Source organism: Klebsiella sp. C283 (assembly GCF_048822555.1).
In the GTDB taxonomy this organism is placed as follows: domain Bacteria; phylum Pseudomonadota; class Gammaproteobacteria; order Enterobacterales; family Enterobacteriaceae; genus Klebsiella; species Klebsiella quasipneumoniae.
This window is the reverse complement of record NZ_JBMEZS010000003.1, coordinates 135,095-161,095: the sequence shown is the minus strand read 5'-3', so window position 1 is coordinate 161,095 and position 26,001 is coordinate 135,095. Positions and strand designations below refer to the sequence as shown.

Below are 26,001 nucleotides of genomic sequence, written 5' to 3'. Positions count from 1 at the left end.
CTGTTTATTCACGCCATGATGCGTAGAGTAAGCGGGATATTTTTTGGCTTTCTTTTTTTGGCAAGGACCTCTGTACATGTTTGATACCACCCTGTTGATCCTGCTGGGTCTGGCGGCGCTCGGCTTTATCAGCCATAACACCACCGTAGCGATCTCCATCCTCGTGCTGATTATCGTGCGCGTCACGCCGCTGAACGCCTTCTTTCCCTGGATTGAGAAACAGGGACTGACCGTCGGGATCATCATTCTGACTATCGGCGTGATGGCGCCCATCGCCAGCGGCACGCTGCCGCCGTCGACCCTGATCCACTCCTTTATGAACTGGAAATCACTGCTGGCGATTGCGGTCGGGGTGTTTGTTTCGTGGCTCGGCGGGCGCGGCGTCTCGCTGATGGGCTCCCAGCCGCATCTGGTGGCCGGACTGCTGGTCGGTACGGTGCTCGGCGTCGCCCTGTTTCGCGGCGTCCCGGTCGGGCCGCTGATTGCCGCCGGGATCATCTCATTGTTTATTGGGAAGTCGTAGCCAGGCTGCCGTGATAGCGGCCCGGCGTCTGTCCGAGCCCTTTCTTAAACATGGTGATGAAGGCGGTGGTGGAATCGTAGCCCAGCGCCTGGGCCGTCTGCTGCACCGTCTGCCCGCGGATCAGCTGCTGCAGCGCAAGGATCAGCTGCAGCTGATGGCGCCAGCGGCGAAAGCTCAGCCCCGTTTCACGCACCACCAGCCGCGCCAGATTGCGCTCGCTCATCGCGAACTCCGCCGCCCACTGGCTCAGGGTCTGCCAGCGCGCCGGATCCTCGGCCATCATCGTCACCATCTGGCGAATTTTCGGGTGGTTCGATACCGGCAGTTGCAGGTGCTCCTGCGGCTGCCGGGGCAGCTCATCAAACAGCACCTGCACCAGCCGGGCCGTGGCGGGGGCGGCCAGCGACTCGCCGCCGCGTTCCGCCAGGGTGAGGATCAGCTCACGCACCAGCGGGGAAATCTTTAACGTACAGCAGCGGTCCGGCATCGGCGCGGCGCCCGGCTCGATGAACAGGAAGCACACCTGGGCGCCGGGGGTGGCGCGGTTACTGTGGGAAAGCTGCCCCGGGACCCACACCGCATACTGCGGCGGCACCATCCACATCGCGTTCTCCACCTCGCAGGTCAAGGCGCCGTGCAGGGCGAGGATCAGCTGCCCCTTACGGTGGGAATGCGCCGGAATATACTGCTCCGCCTCCACCACCCGAATACGAAAGGCAATAGCCGATTCGTGGCCACTGTCCGGTTCATAACCATCCAGACCCAGTCCAATCATCATGTTGTCCGATATTAGCGATAATCTGTCATTTTAGCTTGATTTAAACAGGGGGCAAAGTCGCTATCGTAACCCCCCTCGTTAGTTACCTTGAGAATGATATGTCTTCTGTGATCTCCTCCACCGGCCGCCGCCCCGCGCTGCTGATTGCCGGTATCCTGCTCATCGCCACCACCCTGCGCGTGGTCTTTACCGGCGCGGCGCCGCTGCTGGACGCGATTCGTAGCGACTATGGCCTGACCACCGCGCAGACCGGGCTGCTCACCACCCTGCCGCTGCTGGCCTTTGGCCTTGTCTCGCCGCTGGCGGCTGGGGTTGCCCGCCGGTTCGGCATGGAGCGCAGCCTGCTGCTGGCGATGCTGCTGATCTGCGCCGGCATTGCCCTGCGCTCCCTGCCCTCCGCTGCATGGCTGTTTATCGGCACGGCGGTGATCGGCTGCGGCATTGCGCTGGGTAACGTGCTGCTGCCCGGGCTGATTAAACGGGATTTCTCGCAGCATGTCGCCCGGATGACCGGCGCCTATTCCCTGACGATGGGCGGCGCGGCGGCGCTTGGCTCGGCGCTGGTGGTCCCCGTGGCGATGGCCGGATTCGGCTGGCGCGGGGCGCTGCTGCTGCTGATGATCTTCCCGCTACTGGCGCTCGTCAGCTGGCTGCCGCAGTCCCGGCGTCAAGCGGAGGCGCCGCTGACCGGCTCAGGCGCCATGCATAACCGGGGGATCTGGCGGTCGGCGCTGGCCTGGCAGGTAACGCTGTTCCTCGGCATCAACTCGCTGGTCTATTACGTGATTATCGGCTGGCTGCCGTCGATTCTGCAGAGTATGGGCTATAGCGAAGCGCAGGCCGGCTCGCTGCATGGCCTGCTGCAGCTGGCGACCGCCGCGCCCGGTTTGGCGATACCGTTGATCCTGCATCGGCTGCGCGACCAGCGTGGGATCGCGGTGCTGGTCGCCCTGATGTGCGCCATCAGCGCCGCCGGGCTGTGGCTGCTGCCAGGGCTGGCCATCGGCTGGACGCTGCTGTTCGGCTTTGGCTCCGGGGCCACGATGATCCTCGGCCTGACGTTTATCGGCCTGCGCGCCAGCTCGGCGCACCAGGCCGCGGCGCTGTCGGGGATGGCGCAGAGCGTCGGCTATCTGCTGGCCGCCTGCGGACCGCCGCTGATGGGTAGGATCCACGATGCCAATGGCGACTGGCATATTCCGCTGCTGGCGGTGGCGCTGATTTCGCTGGTGATGGCGGTCTGCGGCGCCCTCGCCGGGCGCGACCGGGAGATTCATCCCTGAAAATGACCGGCAGCGCCCGCTGCCGGTAGGGTTATTGTGCCGCGGCGCGCAGCAACGCCTGCACCAGCGGCGCAGGACGCCCGTCCAGCGCATGACGTTCATGTTGAAACAAGGTGGCGACAAAAAACGGGTGCGTCACCAGCTCGACGGCGCGGATCTCGCCCTCTTCATCCCAGCCGGTGACGCGCAGATCGCCCTGCTCCAGCTCCGCGGCAAACGCGCTGTCCACCCCGTAGCGGCAGTGGTAGCCCTCTTCAATGCTCTCCCGACCATAGGCGCGGGCAATCAGCGTATTAGCCCGCAGCTCGACGACGGCAGTAGTCTCCACCAGCGAGCAGTTGAGGGGAGCGATCACCATCCGCCCTTCGCTGTCGGTTTCCGCATGACCGGCGTCCTGCCAGCCGAGCACGTTACGGGCGTATTCAATCACCGCATGCTGAAAGCCGCCGCAGGTACCGAGGAAAGGAATGCTGTTTTCACGGGCATAGCGGATAGCGACAAACGCACCTTCCGGGTGACGATACGGGCTGCCGGGAACGACCCAGACGGCATCGTACTCCGCCAGCGCGTCGCCGGAGGCGATCGACGGGGTGGCGAGCCAGTCATATTTCACCGGCTGCTCCAGCACGGCGGCAGCATCGTCTATCGCCAGGGGAATGGCCTGATGGGCAACAATATCGGGGTGATAATCGCCGACGAGGGCGAGGCGTAAAGGGGTTTTCATAGCAGGTTCCTTATGTCTGGACGAGACGAGCAGCACAAGGCACGTCAGGATAGCGATCCCCTCCGCGGAACACAATCCTTATTTTCACCCCCCCGCCGTGGCCGGCGGGTGAGGTATACTGGATCAAGCGCAAAAGGGAGAGAGGATGAAAAGTAAGCTTTTGGTCAGCGCCTGCCTGATGGGATTCCAGGTGCGATATAACGGTAGCGAGAAAGCGCAGCTGGCGGCGACCCTGTCCCGCTGGCAGCAGGCGGATCGTCTGGTGATCCACTGCCCGGAGCTGGCGGCCGGTCTGCCGACGCCCCGCCTGCCGGCGGAGATCCTCGGCGGCGCCGGCGGCGATGTGCTTGCCGGACGGGCGCGGATCGTGGAAAGCGACGGCCGCGACGTCACGGGACATTATCAGCTGGCCGCCTGGCTGGCGCTTAGCGCCGCCCGGGAAGCGGGATGTCAGGCGGCATTACTCACCGACGGCAGCCCCACCTGCGGCAGTCAGTTTATCTATGACGGTTCCTTTCGCGGGCGGCGCAAAGTGGGCGCCGGCGTGGCCGCCGACCTGCTGCGCGCTCACGGCATCACGGTATTTTCCGACGGGCAGATCCCGCAGTTGCTCGCCTGGATGGCACAGAGGGAGCAGGATGATGATTCAATGTAAACGGGTGTACGATCCACAGGAAAGCAGCGACGGCTATCGGGTGCTGGTCGACCGTCTCTGGCCGCGGGGGATTAAAAAAGAGGCGCTGGCCTGTGATGAGTGGTGTAAAGAGTTAACGCCGTCCGCTGAGCTGCGGAAAGCCTTTCACGGCGAGGCGATCGATTTCGACCACTTCAGCCAGCGCTATCGTCAGGAGCTCGACGCCCATCGCGAAACGGGCCTGCGGCTGGCGGCGCTGGCGCAGCGCCAGCCGCTGACGCTGCTGTACGCCGCGAAGAACACCGAGCAGAATCATGCCCGGGTGCTGGCCGCCTGGCTGGCGGCCCTGCCGGTTACGATTTAGCCGGATGGTCCCGGCGCCATAGCGCCCACTCATCGAGGGTTTCGCCGCTGGGCAGCTTGCACTGGGTGCTGACGCCCTGCGGCGTTTGCACCGGCACCCGGGTGCCGCCGGATTGCTGGCAGTAGACCGACGCGGGATTGGCCATGCCGATGGTTTTCGTCGGCGCGGTGGGCTGCGGCTGGGCGCAGCCGGCCAGCGCCAGGGGCAAAATAGCCAGTAACTTTTTCATCTTTTCTCCCTTTCTTCAATTCCCCGGGATTTTAGCCTGAATCTCCACGTTTTCTCCATCTTGCCTGCACTTTTCCCCCGTAGATTAACCCTTGTTCTCGAACTGACCAGAGAACAGATCATTCCATAATCAATGAGTTTTTCCCCGTCGCCCCCGACGGGGCTTTTTTTTGGGATTTGATAAATTGAAATAAAAGGATTTATTTCAAAAGTGTCCACATATCGACCACATTGACAAGGATAGCCCCCTCTTCAATCCAGTCGCCTATTTTAGCCTCAAGCTCCATTTTCGTGATAAATCCGTTATCACCGATCACATATTCCGCTCTTGCAATGATCCAATCCTGAATATCAATTTCAGGCTTAAAGCCAGACACGGTCAGATGCAGGATAGAGTCAAAAACGTCTGGAACTGGTTTAAAAAAGTATAAAGGCCCACAGAGGAGAGTCACGAGGCGCTAAACAAATGCGCCAGCGCCGGGCAGACCTTTGGCGAGGTCCTGGGGACCGCACTTAGCGTACTGCTTTGGCCGCTTCAGAAGTTAATGGAAGGCGTCGGCTGGTTACTGGAGAAGCTCGATCTCATTCCCAATGGCATTGAAAGAGCCTGGCTGGAAGCGGCCAGACTCAGGGCTATTCCGGTTATGTGGGAATGGGATGAAAAATCCGGGCGCATGGTTAAAAGGGAGTGGCAATGGTCATCTAAAAAACCTGCAAGTAAAGGCAGCGCCCCGCCGCCCAATGTGCTCGGGGCAACACTGGAACAGAGCGGCGGCTGGGCCAAATCGCGGATAACACCAAAGGCCTTTTAGATGAGGAAAAGCGCAAACGTATCGGGCCGGGTGACATTGTATTTAAAAATCTCCCTCCAGCCCTTGCAGTACGTGGTGAATGGCAGGAGTCGAAGCTTGTCCGCCAGTCTGTCAGCGCTCGCCCGGTTATTGCCGCTGGCGAACCATTGATAAAACAGACGCAGGCATGGCAACCAGTTCGCCGAAATCAAAGCACCCACATGGCGGCTGCGACTTCAGGTGGTAGTTTTTCCGGTGATATTCATGTTCATCTGCATGGCACTCAGAGCAGCAATCCGCGCGAACTGGCACGTCTTGTTGGCGAAGCGGTCCGCGCAGCAATTAACAAACAGCAACGCGCTGCCCGGGGTTCGTTCCGGGACCATGATTAACAGGAGTTATAGCTATGATGATGATGTTCGGACTTTTTGTATTTGAACTCAGGACACTGCCCTATCAGCAATTGCAGCTGTCCCGTCACTGGCGGCACTTTAAAAATGACCGTGTGGGCCAGAGCGCAAAATGGCAGTACGTTGGCGTAGGTGAGAACCAGCTGACGCTGGGTGGGTTGCTGAACCCTGAAATTACCGGCGGCAACCTGTCGCTGGGTGCCGTCTCGACGATGGCATATACCGGGCTGGCATGGCCGATAATTGATGGGATTGGCTCTATTTACGGGATGTATGTAATCACGGGTTTGCAGGAGACGTATCAGGAGTTCGATCGCTATGGTAAGGCGAAAAAAATTGAGTTCACACTCTCGTTGCAGCGGGTTGATGAGGATATCAGGGAGCGGCTGCAAAATTTATCGGTGAGTAAAATGATGCCAACTCTATGAGATAAAGAAGAATTACACTTATCTATACTTGATCACCATTCTAAAGGGCGGTGACCAATTGTGCATCTAAAAAATAGCAACATTTACTATCAAACGTAGCAAATACTTAAGTGATCCCATACATAGATAGGATCACTATGTCGAATTATTTACAAAATTCTAAGCGGTCTTCTAAAATTTGACGCAACATTTCAAAATAAAAACCTTCTTTATTCCCATCTACTACAACTTCTTTACTATGCTTCAAGCACGAAGGGATCTTTTCAATGCCAAGCTCATCCTTTTTTATTTTAATGCGTAAAACACTTAATACAAAACTAGAAAAAGAACGGATGGTATGAGTTTCTGTTAACAATTGGTCATCTCGCTCCAACCAGAACACTAGTTGTCTATAGTCCTCAGCGGAACATAACACTTCAACATCAGAATAACCCATTTTTTTAGCCCAATCCAATTTCATCATATGATGTTTTATTTGTAGCCCCATGTTTTTCCATCTAACCAAGAACTTAATACAAACGACAATATAAAATAATATTGTTATAAGAACAAAACCTAAAAAAACATTAACAATAAAATTCACATCCCCGAGATTAATAATATTAACAGGTATAAATTTAGTTATAAACCACGACATGCAATATCCTAAAGCAGAACTCACCAACACAAAAGAAATAAAAACAATAATCGTCAATAACACTTTTTTTATAAAAGCCTGATTTATAAAAAACTTTGAAGCCCAGCATAAAAATTTGAATATATTAAATTCCTGAGCTTGATAGCGTACTAAAAATGGAGCAAGCATAATTGCTGAATATAAAAAGAGAAGAGAGGATGTCACACACCCAAGAACAACTAGACTCGACGTTATTTTTGAAATTAATGAAAAAAACACACCGCACATAACAGTTAAACTCATAAACAATGAAATCAAATATATCTCTTCTTTAACTCCATCTTCATCTGTATTATGAAAGTCTAACGGAATAGAAGTGAACCGTCTTATAATAGAGTTTGAACGATTAACAACAACATTAAACAACATAAAATGGCCAAGCACTAAAAACTGGGGAACAAATTTTTTTACCAACGCCAAATTACGTCTAAATTTTTTCGCCCGAGAAACTACAATATTGGCACCAATATTCGGAGGTAGTCTTGCTGCCATAGCCTCGACTGTTAGCTGTTCAGCACGATTTTTAGCTGAAATAACTTTATTAAAAAGCATTTTCAAAACAACAGATTGTGCTTCCTTTGGGAGATGGGATGTATAGGTAGCCTGTCTGAATGCGTTCATTCTCTCAGATTTAGTTCCATGTTTAAAAGATTCAACAACGTATTCAATAAGTATATTTTCTGGTAACAACCCTCCTAATCGTAACACCTCTCTACGATCTAAAGAGTCGCCTTTTTCCCAGCGGGGCTTCAAAAAATCAAATACAGCGGATGAAAGACTGCTCGGGACATCATTTATTCTATGACTTAAACCATCCTGTAACAAACTAATTAGCTGTATAGCTATTTCGGAAGACCATTCATAATATGCTAAGCCAGTGAGACTGCATGAGTTTTTACAAGTTATAAACTTTTGTTTTAAAGCACGTTCTTTGAGGATTGTACATGCATAGTCTAACAGCTTACTGATATCTACTAATTCACTAGTTTGCAACAGAGTAACTGTATATTCCCGCCAACGAGCTTCGGTTAAAAGTTCCTTTTCGGAAACTATCCCAGGATTGACAGTTAAATAGCGAACAAATAAAGCTTCTTGATACCGGCGATGGGCAAATGCGAAACGTCTATCTCCTGGCGCTGCATTAGGTACATCTGCTCTTCCAATCTTACAATCTACTAACGCAGAGATTAAACGCTCAATTGAACCACCAGGAATGTCTTCCTCAGGCAATTGATTCATTATCTGATCCAAAGTAGGAGCAAGACTTAAAGTATCATTTTCTGCAAATAGTCTAGCTAAACGCTCGGCTCCTATCATTAAATTTTCAGGGCTCAATTTATATTTTCGCTCCAAGTATTCAGGTTCTCTTTTCGCTAATCTTTCAATATGCTGAAAAAGAATATCATGGTCATTACTAGGAGCGCGTTGTTCGTCCCTGACATAACGACATAGAAGCGTTAAGAAAAGAGGCGTAGTACCTATGGTTGTATGAGGGCTTGCCAGGTGTTGCCGTACCAAGTTTAGATTACTTTCATTAAGGAATGAATTACGAATTAACTCATCTTGTTTTTCACCACTTAAAGGTAAAATACGTATTTTTTTCCACGGCAATGCCTCAGGCCCTTTAAATTCTCGCGACGCTAAAATACCTCGACACTCTCCCATTCCCTCCAGAAACTGTCTAAGAGCTTGTGAGTATGTTTGAATAATATTACTGCCTGTGGCTGAATGTAGAACTGAAGGTATTTCATCAAAAGAATCAAACAAGAACAACCACACACCTCTATTGCAATAATCCTCCCAATTCTCTCTTACAAATGCAGCAGTATCTGCATCTCCTCGTCTTATGTTCTCTAATACAAAATTACGTACGCTATCTGCATTTATTTCATCTATATTACTGACCTCCATCTCTCGGAGATTGATATAAAGTGGCACCGTTGCTTTTTTATCATTGGACTTCTTTCCCTGTATTGCAAATTGCTTAGCCAAATGCCGTAAAGCAACACTTTTACCTGACCCAGGCTCGCCAACGAGTTGCATAGCACGCTCTGTACTAGATGAAATAGCACGTATGAGAGAACGTTCTTTGCGTAATCCAAAAGATTTTTTCCTTCGTAACTTATCTAATGCAGAAGCATAGTACCCACCTTCAGTTTCGACTTCTGCCTCAAGATCAGTAAAGTATTGATCATTCCAGTTCTCTGCCTTTGCCAAATATGACAAATCGGCATCCAGCACTGCGCAAAATTGTTTTCTTTTTCTAACGCGGATTTTATTATCTTTATTTAACCAAATTGGAAATCCGCTAGACTTATATGACTCAAGAAATTTTGCAAGTTGCTCAATTAAAGCGCAAATTGTCTTCAAAATAAAAAAAAGCCCTACTCCAAACACACTTAAAACTATAAAAATCAATAAAATCCAATGCCATAAATCATGTTCACCGTTAGAACTCCATAATAAATTAAATACTCTTTCCCCAGCATTTATCACTTTATCACTGATTGCTGCACCTTCGTCTTTTGCGGCCACGATGAATCCTTATCATTACAAAATGTAAAAAATATTATCATAGCTTTTTTCGTTATCTAAATTTGACAACCAAGAGAGATGATCACTAAGCATTTGATTTCCAATACCCACCTTAAGATCATCTAAAAAACACATAAAAATAATGAAAAAATATTACCACCAGGCCTTATAACCACCTAATATTCTTTTACTGAAGAAAAAAGTTCTATGTTTCCTAGCAAAAAAGAAGTTTGATTTTTTATTTTGTGCGTTTCCACATACATACGGATAGATATTCGTTAGTAACATCAACCGCTTTGTTTGAGGTTCCCAGCAGGCCTGAAGAATCAATGTAAGTTCCCTCAGTAAGTGCCAATGGACCGCTCTTCTGGTTATCAGTGCCGTGAGTGGTGTTTGGATCCCATGTCGCACCGGGAGATCTATCACCTGAACGGTGCCAGTGGGGAGGCAAGTTATCCGCCTCAAGTTTTACTTTGTTACTGCCGCCGGTCACGCCATACTGAGAACCAATCCGCACCACCCTGTCAGCAAAGGTTTCACTTAAGTCAGCCCATGTCTGCCAAGGGAACCGCTCCGCTGGACTTTGCTCGCCAGAGACAACAACTCCGACATAAAAAATGGCGTCAACAATTGCCCTATAGGCAGCTCCGTCGCTGTTGAGTCCCAGCGCCTTCAGGGCTTAGGATGTATCGCTCAGATCGGAAAGATTATTTTCTTTCTGAAGTGCGCCGTCGATGCGCGAGTCATCCCCCGCAGCTACCGTTCCCGCCTCGGTGCCCACGTCCCGCGTGGCTGAGTTCCCCAGCCCTAGATTCTCCCGGGCCTCTTTGGTATCGTTTAAATCAGAAAGATTTTGCGCTCGCCGCAGATAGCGTTTATCACCTGTTTCCTGCGTGAGTGTGGCAAGCGTCGGATCGATAATGAGCTGTACATTTGAGCTGTGCGTCAGCGTCAACACCAGCGTCAAAATGATCTCTTTGATGATGGAATCTGATTGCGCCGGGAGGTATGTCGCCGGGTATGCGCCGTAAGCAATGAGCGTACCTTTAGCGCTAACCAGCCCCGCTTCTCTGAGCATTTTACCCGGATAATCCTGACAGTTGATAACGATCTGACCGCTGATAAACCCCTCATAGCTTGAATCAGAGTCAAAGGTTTCACGGCCAAACTGTCCAAAAAGCGCCGTCACCGCCGCCAGGTCATCGGGATCGGTCGGCAATGTCACGCCGCCACCATCGCCGATCAGTACAGCGGTAATATCCACAACCTCCCCCGCCTGATACGCGGCCTCGATTTCGGCGGCGCCCGCCGTGGTTAGTGTCAGTCCCGTGGCCATTATGCCTCCTCATTTTTTGTTGCTGGCTCAATGCCGTACACACTGGCAAGGCGATCATCAAAATCATCACTTACGGTCTTGCGGTCAGCATCGATATCGCCTTCATCAAGATAAATCACGCCGGCGATCTGAAGCCGGTTCAGGTGCTCAAGGAAAAACGCATCGGTCTGGCAAAAGTCGATCAGGAATTTTAATTGATTGAATGTTTTCATGATTTATTCGTTATCCAATTGCCGGGTAAATCGTCCTAATCGTCCAAGCCCACGCAGGCATAAAACGCGTAATAGTGCGCGGTGACGTTCGGCACCTTGTCCATAAATACCAGGCCTTTACCGGCCAGTAATGCGCAGCTCCTGAATATTGCCGTTGTGGTGACAATCTCCGGGTAACTCGCAAGATTAAATATCGTGTTAACGTCGCTGCATAATCACGCTGTACTATTCTAAGGCATTAGTTAATTTTTTACTGTTCAGTGCTAATTTAGCTAACGTCAGATATTTCGACTTATTACAGACATAAGCAGACATAAAAAATAACATTGATTAAACACGACAAAATCATTTGAGAAAAAATAAAAAATCAGGCATCTATACTGGAATATTTCCAGTATAGATAAAATACAAAATTAGTGTAAGGCCAATAATTGATTTAGAGATGTATGCAACCTTGTTGTTTTAAATGTTGGTTGATCATAACAAAGCCGCAGATAATTATCAATTTCATCCAGCCGCATGTTTCTATTAACTGAAATATCAGTTTCATACATCATCTTAAGAATACAGGTGAAGTCATGTCCATTACAAATGGAAAAATGCTCAGGCGACATCAACTCAAGCTTACGCATTCCCTCAAGTAACACACCTGCATTTAATTGCTCTGCAACAGCTCTACTTCTAGAAAGGACATATCTAATATATTCCATATCATCAACAATAACTTCTGTTTTATTTATATTAATAAACCCCCTGTAATTCATACCCTTGAAATTAAGTTTACTGTGATTAAGATAATTAAACCATTTAAGAAGCCCAAGTCGATAACAAGCGCAAAGGATATTTATTTTAACATCGCGACAAAAAACCTCGGCTAAATTACCTTGGATCAATTTCCGATCCGTGTGTGTCATTATAAATTTATCGACCACACCTCCTTTCACTAACATCATTTCTAAATCATGAGCATCAGTAAAAAAAACACCATTATGGCTAATGCCAGATAAGCCATCAAAATCTGCATCACAGATGCCATACACGGCATCATTCCCAGCTTCTCGTAGTTGGTTTACAGCGAAAATTACTTCACGCTTGCCATTTTCAGGTGATTCATAGATAAATCGATTATCGAGTCGATAGGCATTGAAAAACTTAATATCAGTAATGCCTTCTACGATAATAAGTATATTATGCTTATGCATTTCGTTTCTAAATAATAACATCATGCTACTGAGCCAATCGTCTTCCCCAAGTGCATCTCGTAAAGATATCATTCAGCACGTCCTTCTACTTCATTATGTAGACTATCTTTATTTTTTAGAATCTCAAAAAGATCATATGTTAATGGCCAGTTTTTACTGATTACCTGAGGTGAATGAGTAGCAATTATAACTTTTTCATACTCATTTATTTTTTGAATTTTCTTCAAAGAATCCAAAAATGTTTGCTGCCAAGCGACGTGCAAAGATATTTCGGGCTCATCGATTAGAATCACTTTTTGAGTGGCTAGATCAAAAATCAAATTGAATAGAAGAACTATTTGGTTTTGTTCACCTGATGAAAGCGAGTTTCGCTCAACCACATCTCCACTTAAGCTTCTAAAATAAAAACCGTTTTCTCTATCAATAACAACATTTTTAAAAGCAAGTATTTTCTCTTTAAGAATTGATTCAAAAAGATCAATTTTCTGATGCAAAATTTGAAAAGGCGAAAGCTTACCTAATGCATCTTCTATATAAAGATCAAGAACCCCTAAGTATTCATTGCTACTATTTAGCGAAGTGCTTTTATCTGGCATTAAATTATCTTCAGAATGAATCAATCCATAATGCATATAATTACGCCGTTTATCTTGAATACCGCTCAAACGTGCTTGAATATTTGTAGAGGAAAATCTTTTTTGTTGTTCCAGACGTTCAAAAAGTCTAATGGGGAATGTAGCGTCTAATTTTTGACTTAATGCTGCAGATTCATCCTGAGCAGTTTCCATTAGATTTTTAAGTTTAGAGGCACATGAATCTATAACACTGTCATTCCCTTCTTCCGCCTGGAGTCTATCAGCACGGATAAAAGAGACAATTTCATCTGATGTTAAAAAACTTAAAATTTCAGAACTTAGTTGCTTTTCTTTTACGTTTTTATAGGTCCGTTTAGTCTCTTCAGAGCTCCATTGAAAAATAACCAAATCATTATTTTTAACTAATTCTGTTTCCAACTCTAGATTTTCAACAGCGAAAACATTTGAATCACTATCGTAATGTTCTAAATTCAGGGCATTATCCTTATCACCATGCTGAATAGATACACCACCTCCCTGAAAATGTAAAAAAATACTTTCGAACTTTAACTTACATAATATATTAAGCTTATTTGACAAAATACTGTTAATAATCTTAAGAATCATTGTCTTACCATAACCGTTAGGACCGGTAAGCATGGTTATTTCATCTTTATCCAATGGGAGTTCATAATCAAGAAGCCCAAAAAGTTTATGTATTTCCAATTTAATTAAATTCATTTGCTTCCCTTAAAAGGATGATCATTAAAGAATTATAGTATTTCAGAAGCTACCATGGAAGAGTTTTAGTGGGACAGTAAGTTGCTCATGCCAAACTCGGCTCTCCCCTTTACAGCATCGAACAAGCTGTTCCGATATCTCAACATCATTCACAATCACTTTTTATAAGCCCTTGGAAGACTGAGGACAGTTATTGCCACAAGTCCAAGGGCGACGGGGTCGCCCTTGGCGGCGCTTTCAGCGCCTAGGTTAGCGAGAGCCTTTTTCGCCATCTTCCATGTGTGAACGTGGTTGCATATTTTGTTTTCCTTGCCGGTGATTGGTGACCAAATGCAATAAATACAGATCCCGTGCTCACCATAGGTTCCTGGTTTCATTGTCGACTCGTCGGCGGTATGAATGAGGTAATTAGTACAACGCTCTGCTTCATGATGTAGGTTGCAAAACAGCCAACATCAGCGGCAAGCACAGCATCCAGTTTTGGAGCCATAAGTACCGGAGCACCCGGTTTGCTGGTTTTCGTTGCACGAGTAGCCTGCGATGCGAACAATCGTAACTCGCGGTACGCCTGGCGGCCTGGAACCCTAAAAAACGGAATTGTTAAACACGGTGCAACGATGCCCACGCAGTGACGTTCTCGGCACTATAGCGTAGTGATTTCCTTGTCTCCTTACTGACGGTGCCACCCAGTCCACGCCCATCGATGTTTTGACTGACGTGCTTTGCAATATAGCTGGCCGGAGTCCCCTTTCGCGGGTCTATCAGCTTTGATTTGAAACGAGCGCCAGTGTTATTACCTAGTTCGGCGCGATCTTCTAGGATAGCGAAACGACGCAGCATCTCTGTGATTGCACGTCGATGTTTTTTGCGCAAAAAACACAACAAACGCCAGTGCACGGTACCGTCATGGTACGGCTCAGCGACACGAACGCCATACAGCGCAGCTCCTTTTATGCATCGCTATGCGGAAAGTGGCTAACATATCAATCCGATAACCGCTACTCTCCCTGACCGTCGAGTGATTCCATAATACTGGCCATCATCTCATTACAGCGTTGTGCTGGGTTGCTACGACACCACAGTTCGCGGCGCATTTTATAATTAATGGGGGAAGCATCATTATCATCACGTTGAAATCCACGGTTTCCTGAGTGATCTCCCTTCGACGGGGCTTTTTTCCCGCCGTGTCGACAAGTATTCCCCAGACAGATGTGATAAATTTAAAAATATCACTGTTTACTCGACGCTGATGTCCGTTTGTAGCCCAATATGCTGGGGTGACGTTTGGCGTGCTGGAGCTGTATTATTCATGTCAGATTTTATTCTTGCCCGGGTGTCGCAAACCCTCGCTACGGAACAGTCCCTGGAAACCCTGGTGCGCCAGCTGCTGGAGATGCTGGAGGCGGTGACGCGAATGGAGTCCACCTACCTTACCCGCATCGATATCAACGCCCAGCGGCAGCAGATCATGTTCGCCCACAACAGCAGCGAAATGCAGATCCCGGAAGGATTTTCCGTCCCCTGGGATGAATCTCTGTGCAAACGCGCCCTTGAGGATCAGTGTACGTTTAGCAATGACGTCGCCCGTCGCTGGCACTCCTGCATCGCCGCCCAGGAGCTGGGGATCGCCACCTTTTTAAGCATTCCTGTGCGCCTGGCCGACGGCTCTCTGTTCGGCACCCTCTGCGCCACCAGCCGGCAACAACAGCCTTATAATCTTGAAGGTGAACAGGTCATGGGCCTGTTCGCGAAGCTCATTTCCCACTACGTGGAAAAAGACACCCTGGTGCAACAGCTGCAGGCGGCAAACGTCGCGCTGGAGCTGCACTCGTCGACCGATGAGCTCACCCAGCTCCCTAATCGCCGCGCGCTGTTTAAGCAGCTGGCGCTACGCTTTGCCTCCGCCCGCGCTCAGCAGCAACAGGTCGCGCTCATTTTTATCGATCTCGACGGTTTCAAAGCCATTAACGATCGGTTCGGCCATCCGTGCGGCGACAGCTTTCTGGTGCAGGTCGGCGAACGACTCACCGCCGTCGCGCGCCGGGAAGATATCGTTGGCCGCCTTGGCGGCGATGAGTTTTTGATCGTCGGTAGCGCCCAGCCGCCCGCGGCGCAGCAGGCGTATGTCACCACCCTGCGCCAGGCCCTGTGCGGCGTCTACTTCCTCGGCGAACAGCGTATCAACTATGAGGGCGCCAGCTTCGGGGTGGTCATCTGCGATCCGCAGAGTATCGATGTTGAAGCGGCCTTACGCGCTGCCGATGAGGCGATGTATCAGGATAAGAAGTCTCGCCGGCAGGAGAATTTTATTCATATTGACTAAAGTCACGCGATATCCAGTATCATGCTGGGCATCATTCGTGGGTACAGGGACACTATCATGAAATTGGGTATTCTTTTCCCGGTGGCGATCTTTATCATCGCCGTCGTCTTTCTCGGCTGGTTTTTTGTCGGCGGCTATGCGGCGCCGGGCGGAGCATAATGAAAAAAAGCACCATTATTATGCTGGTTGTCGCCATCGTGGCGGTGGCCGGCGCCCAGTTCGGCTGGTGGTGATCGCCGCGGCGATATTGCGGAGTTGTCCTATCCCATCAATAAGTTAACGCTTTACACTCACGTTATCCGCCGCGGCATTCTCGGCCCCGGGGAAAGAAAAATAGCGGGAGAAGTAAGGATGAAAAAACCGATCGTGTTACCGTTGATTATTGCGCTGTGCACGCTGTTATCGTGATGCATTGTTGACGATGGCTATCACCACCATCGCCATCACCACCATCATCACTATCATGACGATGATTAATGCTTCACGCTGTTGATGAGCCGATAAAACAGGGCGAACTTTGGTTCGCCCATTGACGCTTAATCCTGACGCTCGTCGCCGAGGAAAATAAAGCCGAGCGGAATAGCGAAGAGCGCGGTAAAGACGATGCTGTAAACCGTCACCATCGCCCCCTGCAGGAAGAACATGGACGTCGTCCACTCCGAGTACGGCATATTGTACTCGCTCACCACGCCGCCAAAGGTCGCCCGTCCTACCACCGCCAGCGCGATAGCAAACACCGCCGCGAGCGACAGACAGTATTTTTTGCAGTTTTTATTGCTGAGGAGTTTTTGCAGAATCATCCGGGCTTCCTTTTTGCTGAGCGATAAACGGCTGTATATGTAACACCAATGCAATAAAAAATGAAGGGTTTTTGTTACAGGGCAGAATAAGAGGCGGCGGGCCGGTCTGTGGGTAACCGGCCCGTGGGGATCAGGACTGCAGGGTAGCCAGGCGCGCGGCGAATCCAACGAAAACCAGGCCAATCAGGCTGTTGCCAAGTTTGGCCAGCTTCTTGCGGGTTTTGACGTAGCGGGTGACAAACGAGCCGGAGAGGATCAAAAAGCTCATATAGCAGAAGCTTATCACCTCGAGGGTCAGCGCCAGAATAAAGAACGCCACCCCGGGTGCTTTGGCGTTGACGTCGATAAACTGCACGAAAAACGACACATAAAACAGAATCGCTTTCGGGTTGGTCAGACTCAGGGTCAGGGAGCGCTTAAGGATTGCGCTCGCCGGCTCTGCGCTGGCGTCGGCCTGGCCGTCACGCTGGGTCAGCACCGCATAGAGCATTTTGCCCCCCAGCCACAGCAGGTAAATCGCCCCGAGGTAACGGACGACGTTAAACAGCACCGGCGTGGTCTTAATCAGCGTTGCCACGCCGGCAAAGGCCAGAAACATCAGCACCGCGTCACCAATAAAGACGCCCGCCGCCGCCAGATAGCCTTTCTTTACGCCGTGGGCAATGCCCGTCTTTAGCACAAAAAACGTATTAGGGCCAGGGACGAGGATGATAAACACCGCCCCGACCAGGTAGGTCAAATAATTCAGAACACCAAACTCAGCGAACACTCTGCACTCCTTCGCGCACGACTAAAACATGATCCGGCTCACGTTACCCCAACTGTCGGGATTTTGAAAGCGCAGCCTGTGCGGGAAGGTTAATAGACGGAGGGTTCACCCAGCGGGCGGGTTTTAAAACGGCGATGCACCCACAGATACTGCTCGGGGGCACGCAGGATCTCGCGCTCAATCACCTTGTTGATATAGCCGGCGGCAATCTGCTTATCCTCACCCGGATAGTCATTCATCACTTCGCTAATGTGCAGGCTGTAGCCCTGGCGATCCAGCTTGCGCACCATGCTGATGCTCAGCATTTTCGCCCCCGATAAACGGGAAAGCACATAGGTGCCGTTGGTGGTAGCCGCCTGCGGGACGGAGAAAAACGGCGCAAACACGCTGCCCTTGGGGCCGTAATCCTGGTCCGGAGCAAACCATACCGCTTCGCCTGATTTTAAGGCATGTACCAGGCCGGTCAGGTTGTTGCGATCGATCATCGCTTTGTTCGAGCGCAGGCGACCGCGGGTTTGCACCCACTCCATCAGCGGACTGTTGTGCGGACGATAGGTGGCCATCATTGGACGACACAGCCCCATGGCGCGCCCGCCCAGCTCCAGCGACATAAAGTGTACGCCGACGACCATCACCCCTTTCCCGCCGCTAAGCGCATGATTAAGGTTGGCAAAGCCCTCGACATCAAACCATTTTTTAACCCGCTCATCGCTCCAGAACCAGGCCATGCCGGTTTCAATCAGTCCCATTCCCAGCGACATAAAGTTTTGATCGATGAGGGTCTCGCGCGCCGCCGGCGACATCTCCGGGAAGCAGAGCTCAATATTGCGCCGGGCGATATGTTCGCGGCGTTTGAGAAAGCGTCGGGAAAGACGACCCGCGCTGGTGCCGATAAAATGCAGCAGCGGATAAGGCAGTTGCACGATCAACCAGAGAATGCCGAGCCCGAACCAGGTCAGCCAGTTGCGCGGGTGTAAAAGTTGTTTATGAAATACGCAGGCCATGATTTTTCCTGTAAACATTAATTATGTGGTAACGCTTAAGGAAAACAGAGTCCATTTATCATCATTAGGCGGTACGTACAGCAAGTTCGACAATACTAATCCGGCGAAATTCCTTCCGGCAAGTAAAAAACTGCGTGCTGACAAAAAAACATAATTGCGGCACAAATGTTACTAAATGTAAACTTAAATCTTGCGGCCCTTTTAATATATTCATCATGTATATCATTTTCACGCTAATCATCCGCGTTACTAGCAGAAAAAACCGAATTCTTCACCGGGGGCGCCCTGCCTGCGGGGAGATGTCGTCCGCTAAGCCGCGCGGCCAGCGGCGTGGTGCATCGCGTCGCGTCGTCATTTGTGGGCGTGATAATTAAAGCGCGCGCGCCGTGGAATGCATCATGTTTAATCTATCAGCATAAGGAAGATTAAATTCGCCTTAAGACAATAATTAAGAATAGGCTTATTTAAGCCTGCTTTAAAAATACTCGTCTTTTCCTGCGGAGGCATTTTAATGGCGCCCTCGCCGGCTGCTAAAAAAATATTTCTTTACGCCTCGCGCATAAAAACAGGCGGGGGTGAATGACGGACAATGATCCGCCGCCGGTTTGCACTCGCGTCGGGTGATTGAGAGAACAACGCGGCCAGGGTGCGAACCACGCCCTGGCCGTAGAGGATCAATAGGTGTGGAAGTATTGCTGGATCAGCTGCGGATTTTTCGTCTGCGTCAGCGCCGTCATCAGCAGAATACGCGCTTTCGCCGGGTTGAGGGAATCGGCCACCAGCCCTGGCTGGCTGTCGTCCGGGGGCACCACGCCGCTGCCGGTGCGGGAGGCGCGCACCACCACGATACCCGCCTGCTGCGCTTTTTTAATACCAGCGGCGCTACGTACCGATACAGAACCCGCCCCCGTGCCGGCGTAAATAATACCGTCGGCATGATGGGCGATCGCCGCATCGTACATATACTCCGGGTCGTCCTGGTAACCATAGATGATCACCACTTTCGGCAGAGCCTTCAGCTGACGCACATCGAAGACCGAGCGCAGGGTATGAATTTTATCCACCCGCGTTTCAAACTGGGGTTTTCCCCCCACCACGACGCCAAGATAACCCTCCTCCGGCGCCCGGAAAGTATCCAGCGAGGTGGCATTGGTTTTGGTGACGAAGCGCGCCGCGCCGATGCGGTCGTTAAGCACCACCATGACCCCGCGCCCACGGGCATCCGGGTCGGCGGCGACGGTGACGGCTTCCAGCAGGTTCATCGGCCCGTCGGCGCTGATCGCCGTCGCCGGACGCATCGCGGCGGTAAAGACCACCGGTTTATTGCTTTTCACCGTCAGATTGAGGAAATAAGGGGTTTCATCGAGGGTGTCGGTGCCATGAGTGATCACCACGCCATCGACATCATCCCGGGCTAATAACGCATTCACCCGCTTCGAGAGCTGCAGAATAATATCGCTGGTCATATTCTCACTGCCGATATTCGCCACCTGCTCACCTTCGACGTGGGCGATTTTACTTATTTCCGGCACGGCGCTAATCAGCGTCTGCACGCCAATTGCCCCGGCCTTATAGCCCGTCGTCTGGGTATTGCTGGCCGCCGAGCCGGCAATCGTCCCGCCGGTGGCTAAAATGACAATATGCGGTAAGCGCGTCTCGCTAAACGCCAGGCTGCTCATCGTCAGTAACGCAATGGCAAGTAATGCTCTAAAATTCATACAAGTCACTCCCTTCATAGACATTAATCAAACTTACGCTTGCTTAATGCAAAGGGCTTGCCAGAATTGATATCTTTTACGGGGGGTAAATGGTTAACTATCAGACAATAATAAGGTTCTCGCATCAACATCGCCCAAAGCTGGTGCATGACTGGATCTGAACCGGGCAGGCGCCATGAACCCATACATTATGAGTTTTTACCCTTTCAGCAACACACAACACGCATTGGGATCAGATTATCGACACTTCCGGCACCCCCGAGGTCATTTATGCCCGCCGGGTGACGCGAACGGAGAACAGAAATGCGTATTGCCCTGAAGTCGGCCCTGATGCTGACCACCAACGTCATTCAGATCATTAACCCTGATCTGCACCGGCATATGCAACGAACGGCCTTAATCGCCCTGACGCTGGCGCAAAGGCTGGGCTTGCCTGCCGAGCGGCAGCAGACCATCTTTTGCGCCGCGCTGCTGCACGATATCGGCGTACTGGGTGATAGACGCACCATTCATTCGCTGGATGCCATCGATAATATCCACGATCCGCATCAGCGCCAGGGGGCGGCGATGCTCGAGGGGTTAGCAACCTTCCGGCCCATCGTCCCCTTTATTCGCGACCACCACTTTAGCCCGGAGCACCGCGGCAGCCGCGAACAGCATATTGTCTATTTCGCCGATGCCTTTGAACGGCTGCTGCCGGCGGATAGCCGCGTGACCGCCTGGCCCACGCGGGCAGTGGTGGAGCAGTTCGTCACCCTGCACCGGGAGATCGATCCGTTACTCTGCGATACCCTGTGCGAGGTCGCTGAAAATGCGAACTTCTGGCAGCACCTGCATCCCGGGCATATTCAACGGCTGCTGGAAATTATTGCCCCCATCAACACGCTGTATCTGGATATTGACGGTCTGAAAGATGTCTGCCTGCTGATTGCCAAAATTGTCGACACCTACAGCAGCTTTACCGCCAGCCACAGTATTATGGTGGGGGAAATCGCCCGCCAGCTTGCCCACTGGATGCAGCTGCCGGAGCCCATCTGCCAGCAAATACAGGTTGCCGGCTATCTGCACGACATTGGTAAGGTTTATATCCCTCTTTCTATTCTGGAAAAAGAGGGGGAGCTGGATGACGACGAGCTGAGCCAGGTACGCGAGCACAGCTACATGACCGGGGATCTCCTTAGCGACTACAGCGAGCTTGGCGACATTATCAACTGGGCCTCGAATCATCATGAAAAACTGGACGGCAGCGGCTACCCTCTGCATCTCGAAAAGGATCACCTGACCCTCGCCGACCGCATTATCTCCATCGCCGATATTTTCACCGCCCTGACCGAAGATCGCCCTTATCGTAAAGGGATGGCCTGGCAGGAGGCCTTACAGATTATGGAAACGGATGTTATAAATGGCGCTCTGGATCGCGATGTCTTTCTCGTTTTGCGCCACCATGCGGAAACGCTACACGCCATCATTCTTCAGACCCTCGAACACCCCCGCAGCGAGCACCGTCCCTGAAGCGGACCACCGTCGTGACGGGGACGGGTTCTATAATTAAAACAGCTTCATCTGCATGCAAGGAAACACAGGGTGAGAATCGCCACCATCACCAACTGGGCCTACGGGATCACCGTCGGCCTGACGCTGGCCTCCGGGAGCGCCATGCTCATGGCCTCCAGCGCAGACCGCGTCGAACGCCAGGCGGTACAGCAGCGCCAGGTCTTTGATACCCTCTCCGACAAGGTGGAAAACGACGCCTGGGCGCTGTCTGACCTCGCCCGGCTATACGTGGTTAAGCCCTCGCCGGAGACGCTGGAGCAGTACCAGCAGCTGCAGCGGACCGACAAAAACATTGAGCTGCGGCTGGCCAGATTGAAAGATAACGGCGCCAGCCGCGAGGAGCTGGCGCTGCTGCATGATGGCCTGCAGATTGCCGCTGAACTGCAGGATGAACAACAGGCCGCCCTGGCGCATGTCGCCCACGGCGATGCGCCAGCGGCCATCGCCGTGCTGTACGGCAATGCATACGAGACCGAGCTGGAACGCATGCAGACGCAGATCGATCGCTTCCGCCAGATGCTCGAAAATCGCGCCGCCGTCGCCATTGACCAGGCCACCGAACGCTCGCGGATCTGGCGCACCCTGTCGGAAATCATGGTCGGCCTGACCGCGCTGATGTTTTTGTTCGTCCTCGGCTTTATTCTCAAACGTCGGGTGCTCTATCCGGTGGTTCGCCTGAGCGACGTGGTGCAGCGTCTCGCCTCCCAGGACTATGCGGTGGAGACGCCGCAGTTCACTCAGGTGGATGAGATTGGCGATATGGCCCAGGCCATCCGCATTTTTCGCGAGAACGGCCTGGCCCGCCAGCAGCTGGAGCAGCAGCGCGACGCTGACTGGGCGATCCGCGAACTGCTGGCGCGCATGACCCAGCGTCTGCAGGGCTGTGAAACCATTGAGGATGTGATTAAGGTGGCGGAACTGTTTGCGCCGAATATCGCCCCGACGATCCCCGGGAAACTGTATATTCTGGATACCGATCCCTGGCAGATGCGCTGCGTGGCGCAGTGGCTGGCGCCCGCCGGGGAGACGACGCCCTTTTCACCCGACGACTGTTGGGCGATACGTCGGGGACTCAGCCATCCGCCGGTGCAGGGCGAACCCGATATCACCTGCTATCATCTGCCGGAGGCGCACGCCGGCCAGTCGCTCTGCGTACCGCTCATCGCCCAGGGCGAAGCCATCGGGCTGCTGACCTTTCAGAACGTTACCGCCAGTGACGCCCCTTCCCGGGCCTACCTTGAGCTGATGGCGGAAGCGCTGGGCCTGGCGCTGGCCAATCAGCGCTTACGCAGCGCCCTGCTGGAAAAAGCGCTGTTCGATTCCCTGACCGGCCTGCGTAATCGCCATCATCTTGACGAAGCGCTGCATTCACAGATGGCGCTGGCGGTCCATACCCACACCCCGCTGAGCTGTCTGATGATCGACATCGATCATTTTAAAGCCATCAATGACCGCTACGGCCACGAGGCCGGGGATCTGGTGATTAAGAGCGTCGCCACCATCGTGCAGCGCGCGGTGCGCGATATCGGCACGGCTTTCCGCTACGGCGGCGAGGAGTTTCTGGTGCTGCTCCCCGGCATTGACGAAGCCGAGGCGCACCAGTGCGCCAGCGAGATCTATACCCAGGTGCATGCGATGACGCTGCGCGATGGTCTGACCGAGATAGGCCAGGTGGATGTGTCGATTGGCATCGCCAGCTACCCGCAGCACACCCAAAGCGACAGCCTGCTGCGCGCGGCGGACGCCGCGCTGTACCGGGCGAAAGAGCTGGGCCGCTCAAGGATTGTCAGCTTTGGCCGCCTGAAGACCAGCTAACCGGGTGATTGCTCGGTCGCATTGAGCAGCGAGATAACTTTCCGCACCACCGCCGAACGGATATGGCGGTGGTAAACCATGCTCAGCTCACTCTCCGCCAGCCGGTCCTGAAGATCGATATACACCACGTTATCGAGGCGTAAGGCCCGCGCCGAGACCGGAACCAGGGCCACCCCGACCCCGGCGGAGACCAGGCTAATCATCGAGGTGACGTCGTTAATCCGCTGCGCCACCTGCGGCGTAAAGCCCGCGACGCGGCAGGCGTCAATAAACACCTGCTCCAGCCCGGTGCCCTGCGGATCGTCAAGCGAGATCCAGTTATCCGCGCGCAATGAGGCCAGATTGAGCGCCCCCACGCCCGCCAGCGGATGCTGTTGATAGAGCGCCAGGCAGAGCTTTTCCCGCACAAACGGCCTGACCACCAGCGCCTCCGGCGGCGAGGCCAGCGGCGCCCGGATGATGGCGATATCCAGGCGCAGATCCAGCAGCGCTTCGTAGAGCATTTGCACATCGCCATGCACCAGCGACAGCTCAATCCCCGGCCAGTCGGCGCGCAGCTCGCGCAGCAGCCCCGGCAGTTTACTGTCGTACATCGCGCTGGAGACATACCCCAGATGCAGCCTTCCCTGCTCGCCCCGCGCGGTGCGCTGGGCGTCCAGTGCCGCCTGGTCGACCATCTCCAACGCCAGCCGCGTCTTCTGCCAAAAGGCCTCGCCCGCGGCGGTCAGGGTCAGACGGCGGTTGGCGCGGGAGAAGAGCACCACCCCCAGACGCTGCTCGAGCTGTTTAATCTGCTGGCTGAGGGCGGGCTGGGCGATATGTAACCGCTCCGCCGCCCGGTGCATATGTAACTCTTCGGCAACGACCACAAAATGGCGTAACGCTCGCAAGGACATGGCCGGACTCCATGGGTTTTATTGATAATAAAAATCTTATCAATAACGCATGAATGATGCAATTGATAACCATTAGCCTGCGAAGCATACTGTGCGCATCGACACGCTAAGGAGAACATCATGACCGCACCGATTCAGGATCTGCGCGACGCCATCGCGCTGCTGCAACAGCATGACAATCAATACCTCGAAACCAATCATACGGTGGACCCTAACGCCGAGCTGGCCGGCGTCTATCGTCATATCGGCGCCGGCGGCACCGTGAAGCGCCCCACCCGCATTGGCCCGGCGATGATGTTTAACAATATTAAAGGCTATCCGCATTCACGCATTCTGGTGGGCATGCACGCCAGCCGCCAGCGGGCGGCGCTGCTGCTGGGCTGCGAAGCTTCGCAGCTGGCGCTGGAGGTGGGTAAAGCGGTGAAAACACCGGTCGCGCCGGTGGTGGTTCCGGCCGGCAGCGCCCCCTGTCAGGAGCAGGTTTTTCTGGCCGACGATCCGGACTTTGATTTGCGCACCCTGCTCCCGGCGCCCACCAACACCCCGATCGACGCCGGCCCCTTCTTCTGCCTGGGCCTGGCGCTGGCCAGCGATCCTGACGACGCCTCACTCACCGACGTCACCATCCACCGCTTGTGCGTGCAGGGCCGGGATGAGCTGTCGATGTTTCTTGCCGCCGGCCGCCATATCGAAGTGTTTCGCCAGAAAGCCGAGGCTGCCGGCAAACCGCTGCCGATAACCATCAATATGGGTCTCGATCCGGCCATCTATATTGGCGCCTGCTTCGAAGCCCCTACCACGCCGTTTGGCTATAACGAACTGGGCGTCGCCGGCGCGCTGCGTCAGCGCCCGGTGGAGCTGGTGCAGGGCGTCAGCGTCCCGGAGAAAGCCATCGCCCGCGCCGAGATCGTCATTGAAGGCGAACTGCTGCCCGGCGTGCGCGTCAGAGAAGATCAACACACCAACAGCGGCCACGCGATGCCGGAATTTCCCGGCTACTGTGGCGGCGCCAACCCGTCGCTGCCGGTGATCAAAGTCAAAGCGGTAACCATGCGGCACAATGCCATCCTGCAGACGCTGGTGGGACCGGGGGAAGAACATACCACCCTCGCCGGGCTGCCGACCGAAGCCAGTATCTGGAATGCCGTCGAGGCCGCCATCCCGGGCTTTTTACAAAACGTCTACGCCCACACCGCGGGCGGCGGTAAATTTCTGGGGATCCTGCAGGTGAAAAAACGTCAGCCCGCCGACGAAGGACGTCAGGGACAGGCTGCGCTGCTGGCGCTGGCGACCTATTCCGAACTGAAAAACATCATTCTGGTTGATGAGGATGTCGATATCTTTGACAGCGACGATATCCTGTGGGCGATGACCACCCGCATGCAGGGGGATGTCAGCATCACCACCCTCCCCGGTATCCGCGGTCACCAGCTCGATCCTTCCCAGACGCCGGAATACAGTCCGTCGATCCGCGGGGAAGGTATCAGCTGCAAGACGATTTTTGACTGCACGGTTCCCTGGGCGCTGAAAGCGCACTTTGAGCGTGCGCCGTTTGCCGATGTCGACCCGCGTCCGTTTGCCCCGGAGTATTTTGCCCGTCTGGAAAACGGCCACGGTCAGTAAGTCAGTCAAGCGGGGCGACAGGCGCCGGACACACGGCGTCTGTCGCCCGATGCAGCGCC

At 52.7% G+C, this 26,001-nt stretch carries 24 protein-coding genes and 4 pseudogenes; 13 read left to right on the top strand and 15 right to left on the bottom strand.

Annotated features, from left to right (window positions below; genetic code table 11):
- The first annotated feature begins 76 nt into the window (after nt 1–76).
- The gene (locus ACOI7Z_RS06500) at nt 77–523 is read left to right on the top strand and encodes a DUF441 domain-containing protein (protein ID WP_004203746.1); all 447 of its coding nucleotides are present in this window, start codon (nt 77–79) and stop codon (nt 521–523) included.
- Here the strand turns inward: ACOI7Z_RS06500 and ACOI7Z_RS06495 are convergent.
- Nucleotides 507–1,301: an AraC family transcriptional regulator gene (locus ACOI7Z_RS06495; protein WP_072096654.1), complete on the bottom strand. Its 795-nt coding sequence runs from the start codon at nt 1,299–1,301 to the stop codon at nt 507–509. The two genes, ACOI7Z_RS06500 and ACOI7Z_RS06495, sit on opposite strands and share 17 nt — an antisense overlap.
- Nucleotides 1,302–1,408: 107 nt before the next feature.
- Between ACOI7Z_RS06495 and ACOI7Z_RS06490 the strand changes: the two genes are divergently transcribed.
- On the top strand, nt 1,409–2,584 hold the full coding sequence (locus ACOI7Z_RS06490) for a CynX/NimT family MFS transporter (RefSeq protein WP_072096660.1): 1,176 nt from the start codon (nt 1,409–1,411) through the stop codon (nt 2,582–2,584).
- Nucleotides 2,585–2,615: 31 nt separating this feature from the next.
- Here the strand turns inward: ACOI7Z_RS06490 and ACOI7Z_RS06485 are convergent, their stop codons facing one another.
- Nucleotides 2,616–3,308, bottom strand: coding sequence for a CTP synthase (locus ACOI7Z_RS06485; protein ID WP_086076173.1), 693 nt, complete (start codon nt 3,306–3,308; stop codon nt 2,616–2,618).
- Between the two features lie 145 nt (nt 3,309–3,453).
- On the opposite strand from ACOI7Z_RS06485, the gene ACOI7Z_RS06480 reads away from it, so the two are divergent.
- Nucleotides 3,454–3,963, top strand: a complete 510-nt coding sequence (locus tag ACOI7Z_RS06480) for a DUF523 domain-containing protein (RefSeq protein WP_087849428.1) — start codon at nt 3,454–3,456, stop codon at nt 3,961–3,963.
- Between the two features lie 4 nt (nt 3,964–3,967).
- Nucleotides 3,968–4,306, top strand: coding sequence for a DUF488 domain-containing protein (locus tag ACOI7Z_RS06475; RefSeq protein WP_072096655.1), 339 nt, complete (start codon nt 3,968–3,970; stop codon nt 4,304–4,306).
- Here the strand turns inward: ACOI7Z_RS06475 and ACOI7Z_RS06470 are convergent.
- Nucleotides 4,296–4,535 carry a DUF333 domain-containing protein gene (locus ACOI7Z_RS06470; protein ID WP_023289245.1) on the bottom strand — a complete coding sequence of 80 codons (240 nt, stop codon included), beginning with the start codon at nt 4,533–4,535 and terminating at the stop codon, nt 4,296–4,298. The two genes, ACOI7Z_RS06475 and ACOI7Z_RS06470, sit on opposite strands and share 11 nt — an antisense overlap.
- 199 nt (nt 4,536–4,734) lie before the next feature.
- Nucleotides 4,735–4,923, bottom strand: a pseudogene (locus tag ACOI7Z_RS06465) (hypothetical protein); the annotation flags it as partial.
- Between the two features lie 156 nt (nt 4,924–5,079).
- Here ACOI7Z_RS06465 and ACOI7Z_RS06460 point away from each other — a divergent pair.
- Together ACOI7Z_RS06460 and ACOI7Z_RS06455 are read left to right on the top strand one after the other, a co-directional pair.
- Nucleotides 5,080–5,346, top strand: coding sequence for a hypothetical protein (locus ACOI7Z_RS06460; RefSeq protein WP_064158355.1), 267 nt, complete (start codon nt 5,080–5,082; stop codon nt 5,344–5,346).
- A gap of 385 nt (nt 5,347–5,731) precedes the next feature.
- Entirely contained in the window at nt 5,732–6,163 is a 432-nt protein-coding gene (locus ACOI7Z_RS06455; RefSeq protein WP_065882964.1) for a phage tail protein, read from the top strand.
- A 145-nt stretch (nt 6,164–6,308) separates the two neighbouring features.
- On the opposite strand, the gene ACOI7Z_RS06450 is transcribed toward ACOI7Z_RS06455, so the two are convergent.
- The 6 genes and pseudogenes from ACOI7Z_RS06450 to ACOI7Z_RS06425 all read right to left on the bottom strand — a co-directional run.
- On the bottom strand, nt 6,309–9,374 hold the full coding sequence (locus ACOI7Z_RS06450) for an NACHT domain-containing protein (protein WP_087849427.1): 3,066 nt from the start codon (nt 9,372–9,374) through the stop codon (nt 6,309–6,311).
- A 238-nt stretch (nt 9,375–9,612) separates the two neighbouring features.
- Nucleotides 9,613–10,710 (bottom strand): annotated as a pseudogene (locus tag ACOI7Z_RS06445) (phage tail protein).
- Nucleotides 10,710–10,922, bottom strand: coding sequence for a hypothetical protein (locus ACOI7Z_RS06440; RefSeq protein WP_065806308.1), 213 nt, complete (start codon nt 10,920–10,922; stop codon nt 10,710–10,712). Before ACOI7Z_RS06440 ends, ACOI7Z_RS06445 begins: the two are co-directional and overlap by 1 nt.
- A 413-nt stretch (nt 10,923–11,335) precedes the next feature.
- A complete protein-coding gene (locus ACOI7Z_RS06435) occupies nt 11,336–12,196 on the bottom strand; it encodes a DUF4435 domain-containing protein (RefSeq protein ID WP_065806289.1) in 861 nt (286 codons plus the stop codon).
- A complete protein-coding gene (locus tag ACOI7Z_RS06430) occupies nt 12,193–13,440 on the bottom strand; it encodes an AAA family ATPase (protein ID WP_065806290.1) in 1,248 nt (415 codons plus the stop codon). The genes ACOI7Z_RS06435 and ACOI7Z_RS06430 overlap by 4 nt, the downstream gene beginning before the upstream one ends.
- A 162-nt stretch (nt 13,441–13,602) precedes the next feature.
- Nucleotides 13,603–14,467, bottom strand: a pseudogene (locus ACOI7Z_RS06425) (replication endonuclease); the annotation flags it as partial.
- A 282-nt stretch (nt 14,468–14,749) separates the two neighbouring features.
- Between ACOI7Z_RS06425 and ACOI7Z_RS06420 the strand changes: the two are divergent.
- From ACOI7Z_RS06420 to ACOI7Z_RS06405, 4 genes and pseudogenes are all read left to right on the top strand, one after another.
- Nucleotides 14,750–15,763, top strand: a complete 1,014-nt coding sequence (locus ACOI7Z_RS06420) for a sensor domain-containing diguanylate cyclase (RefSeq protein ID WP_017898645.1) — start codon at nt 14,750–14,752, stop codon at nt 15,761–15,763.
- 57 nt (nt 15,764–15,820) lie between these two features.
- Nucleotides 15,821–15,922: a YoaK family small membrane protein gene (locus ACOI7Z_RS06415; RefSeq protein ID WP_004150782.1), complete on the top strand. Its 102-nt coding sequence runs from the start codon at nt 15,821–15,823 to the stop codon at nt 15,920–15,922.
- On the top strand, nt 15,922–15,996 hold the full coding sequence (yoaJ, locus tag ACOI7Z_RS06410; protein ID WP_137910537.1) for a protein YoaJ: 75 nt from the start codon (nt 15,922–15,924) through the stop codon (nt 15,994–15,996). Before ACOI7Z_RS06415 ends, yoaJ begins: the two co-directional genes overlap by 1 nt.
- Before the next feature lie 118 nt (nt 15,997–16,114).
- Nucleotides 16,115–16,240, top strand: a pseudogene (locus ACOI7Z_RS06405) (hypothetical protein).
- A gap of 59 nt (nt 16,241–16,299) precedes the next feature.
- On the opposite strand, the gene ACOI7Z_RS06400 reads toward ACOI7Z_RS06405, so the two are convergent.
- From ACOI7Z_RS06400 to fraE, 4 genes are all read right to left on the bottom strand, one after another.
- The gene (locus ACOI7Z_RS06400; protein WP_004203731.1) at nt 16,300–16,563 is read right to left on the bottom strand and encodes a DUF2534 family protein; all 264 of its coding nucleotides are present in this window, start codon (nt 16,561–16,563) and stop codon (nt 16,300–16,302) included.
- A 130-nt stretch (nt 16,564–16,693) separates the two neighbouring features.
- Nucleotides 16,694–17,332 (bottom strand): leucine efflux protein LeuE, encoded by a 639-nt coding sequence (gene leuE, locus ACOI7Z_RS06395; protein WP_004203730.1) that lies wholly within the window; start codon nt 17,330–17,332, stop codon nt 16,694–16,696.
- Nucleotides 17,333–17,421: 89 nt separating this feature from the next.
- Nucleotides 17,422–18,336, bottom strand: coding sequence for a kdo(2)-lipid IV(A) palmitoleoyltransferase (gene lpxP / locus ACOI7Z_RS06390; protein ID WP_023289231.1), 915 nt, complete (start codon nt 18,334–18,336; stop codon nt 17,422–17,424).
- Nucleotides 18,337–19,010: 674 nt separating this feature from the next.
- Nucleotides 19,011–20,054, bottom strand: a complete 1,044-nt coding sequence (gene fraE / locus ACOI7Z_RS06385) for a fructose-asparagine asparaginase (RefSeq protein WP_065883885.1) — start codon at nt 20,052–20,054, stop codon at nt 19,011–19,013.
- A 303-nt stretch (nt 20,055–20,357) separates the two neighbouring features.
- Here fraE and ACOI7Z_RS06380 point away from each other — a divergent pair, with 303 nt between their 5' ends.
- Complete coding sequence (locus ACOI7Z_RS06380; protein ID WP_044522251.1) at nt 20,358–21,566, top strand: HD domain-containing phosphohydrolase; 1,209 nt, start codon at nt 20,358–20,360, stop codon at nt 21,564–21,566.
- Between the two features lie 72 nt (nt 21,567–21,638).
- Complete coding sequence (locus tag ACOI7Z_RS06375) at nt 21,639–23,423, top strand: diguanylate cyclase (RefSeq protein WP_087849426.1); 1,785 nt, start codon at nt 21,639–21,641, stop codon at nt 23,421–23,423.
- Here ACOI7Z_RS06375 and ACOI7Z_RS06370 read toward each other — a convergent pair.
- On the bottom strand, nt 23,420–24,319 hold the full coding sequence (locus tag ACOI7Z_RS06370) for a LysR substrate-binding domain-containing protein (protein WP_023289227.1): 900 nt from the start codon (nt 24,317–24,319) through the stop codon (nt 23,420–23,422). The two genes, ACOI7Z_RS06375 and ACOI7Z_RS06370, sit on opposite strands and share 4 nt — an antisense overlap.
- A 120-nt stretch (nt 24,320–24,439) precedes the next feature.
- Between ACOI7Z_RS06370 and ACOI7Z_RS06365 the strand changes: the two genes are divergently transcribed.
- Nucleotides 24,440–25,942 carry a UbiD family decarboxylase gene (locus ACOI7Z_RS06365; RefSeq protein ID WP_087849425.1) on the top strand — a complete coding sequence of 501 codons (1,503 nt, stop codon included), beginning with the start codon at nt 24,440–24,442 and terminating at the stop codon, nt 25,940–25,942.
- Nucleotides 25,943–26,001: the final 59 nt, after the last annotated feature.

Excerpts from the sequence above, each read along its gene's own strand:
- ACOI7Z_RS06500 (WP_004203746.1), top strand. The coding sequence starts at position 77 with ATGTTTGATACCACCCTGTTGATCCTGCTGGGTCTGGCGGCGCTCGGC.
- ACOI7Z_RS06495 (WP_072096654.1), bottom strand. The coding sequence starts at position 1,301 with ATGATGATTGGACTGGGTCTGGATGGTTATGAACCGGACAGTGGCCAC.
- ACOI7Z_RS06485 (WP_086076173.1), bottom strand. The coding sequence starts at position 3,308 with ATGAAAACCCCTTTACGCCTCGCCCTCGTCGGCGATTATCACCCCGAT.
- ACOI7Z_RS06480 (WP_087849428.1), top strand. The coding sequence starts at position 3,454 with ATGAAAAGTAAGCTTTTGGTCAGCGCCTGCCTGATGGGATTCCAGGTG.
- ACOI7Z_RS06470 (WP_023289245.1), bottom strand. The coding sequence starts at position 4,535 with ATGAAAAAGTTACTGGCTATTTTGCCCCTGGCGCTGGCCGGCTGCGCC.
- ACOI7Z_RS06460 (WP_064158355.1), top strand. The coding sequence starts at position 5,080 with ATGGAAGGCGTCGGCTGGTTACTGGAGAAGCTCGATCTCATTCCCAAT.
- ACOI7Z_RS06455 (WP_065882964.1), top strand. The coding sequence starts at position 5,732 with ATGATGATGATGTTCGGACTTTTTGTATTTGAACTCAGGACACTGCCC.
- ACOI7Z_RS06440 (WP_065806308.1), bottom strand. The coding sequence starts at position 10,922 with ATGAAAACATTCAATCAATTAAAATTCCTGATCGACTTTTGCCAGACC.
- ACOI7Z_RS06435 (WP_065806289.1), bottom strand. The coding sequence starts at position 12,196 with ATGATATCTTTACGAGATGCACTTGGGGAAGACGATTGGCTCAGTAGC.
- ACOI7Z_RS06430 (WP_065806290.1), bottom strand. The coding sequence starts at position 13,440 with ATGAATTTAATTAAATTGGAAATACATAAACTTTTTGGGCTTCTTGAT.
- ACOI7Z_RS06420 (WP_017898645.1), top strand. The coding sequence starts at position 14,750 with ATGTCAGATTTTATTCTTGCCCGGGTGTCGCAAACCCTCGCTACGGAA.
- ACOI7Z_RS06415 (WP_004150782.1), top strand. The coding sequence starts at position 15,821 with ATGAAATTGGGTATTCTTTTCCCGGTGGCGATCTTTATCATCGCCGTC.
- ACOI7Z_RS06400 (WP_004203731.1), bottom strand. The coding sequence starts at position 16,563 with ATGATTCTGCAAAAACTCCTCAGCAATAAAAACTGCAAAAAATACTGT.
- lpxP (WP_023289231.1), bottom strand. The coding sequence starts at position 18,336 with ATGGCCTGCGTATTTCATAAACAACTTTTACACCCGCGCAACTGGCTG.
- fraE (WP_065883885.1), bottom strand. The coding sequence starts at position 20,054 with ATGAATTTTAGAGCATTACTTGCCATTGCGTTACTGACGATGAGCAGC.
- ACOI7Z_RS06380 (WP_044522251.1), top strand. The coding sequence starts at position 20,358 with ATGCGTATTGCCCTGAAGTCGGCCCTGATGCTGACCACCAACGTCATT.
- ACOI7Z_RS06370 (WP_023289227.1), bottom strand. The coding sequence starts at position 24,319 with ATGTCCTTGCGAGCGTTACGCCATTTTGTGGTCGTTGCCGAAGAGTTA.
- ACOI7Z_RS06365 (WP_087849425.1), top strand. The coding sequence starts at position 24,440 with ATGACCGCACCGATTCAGGATCTGCGCGACGCCATCGCGCTGCTGCAA.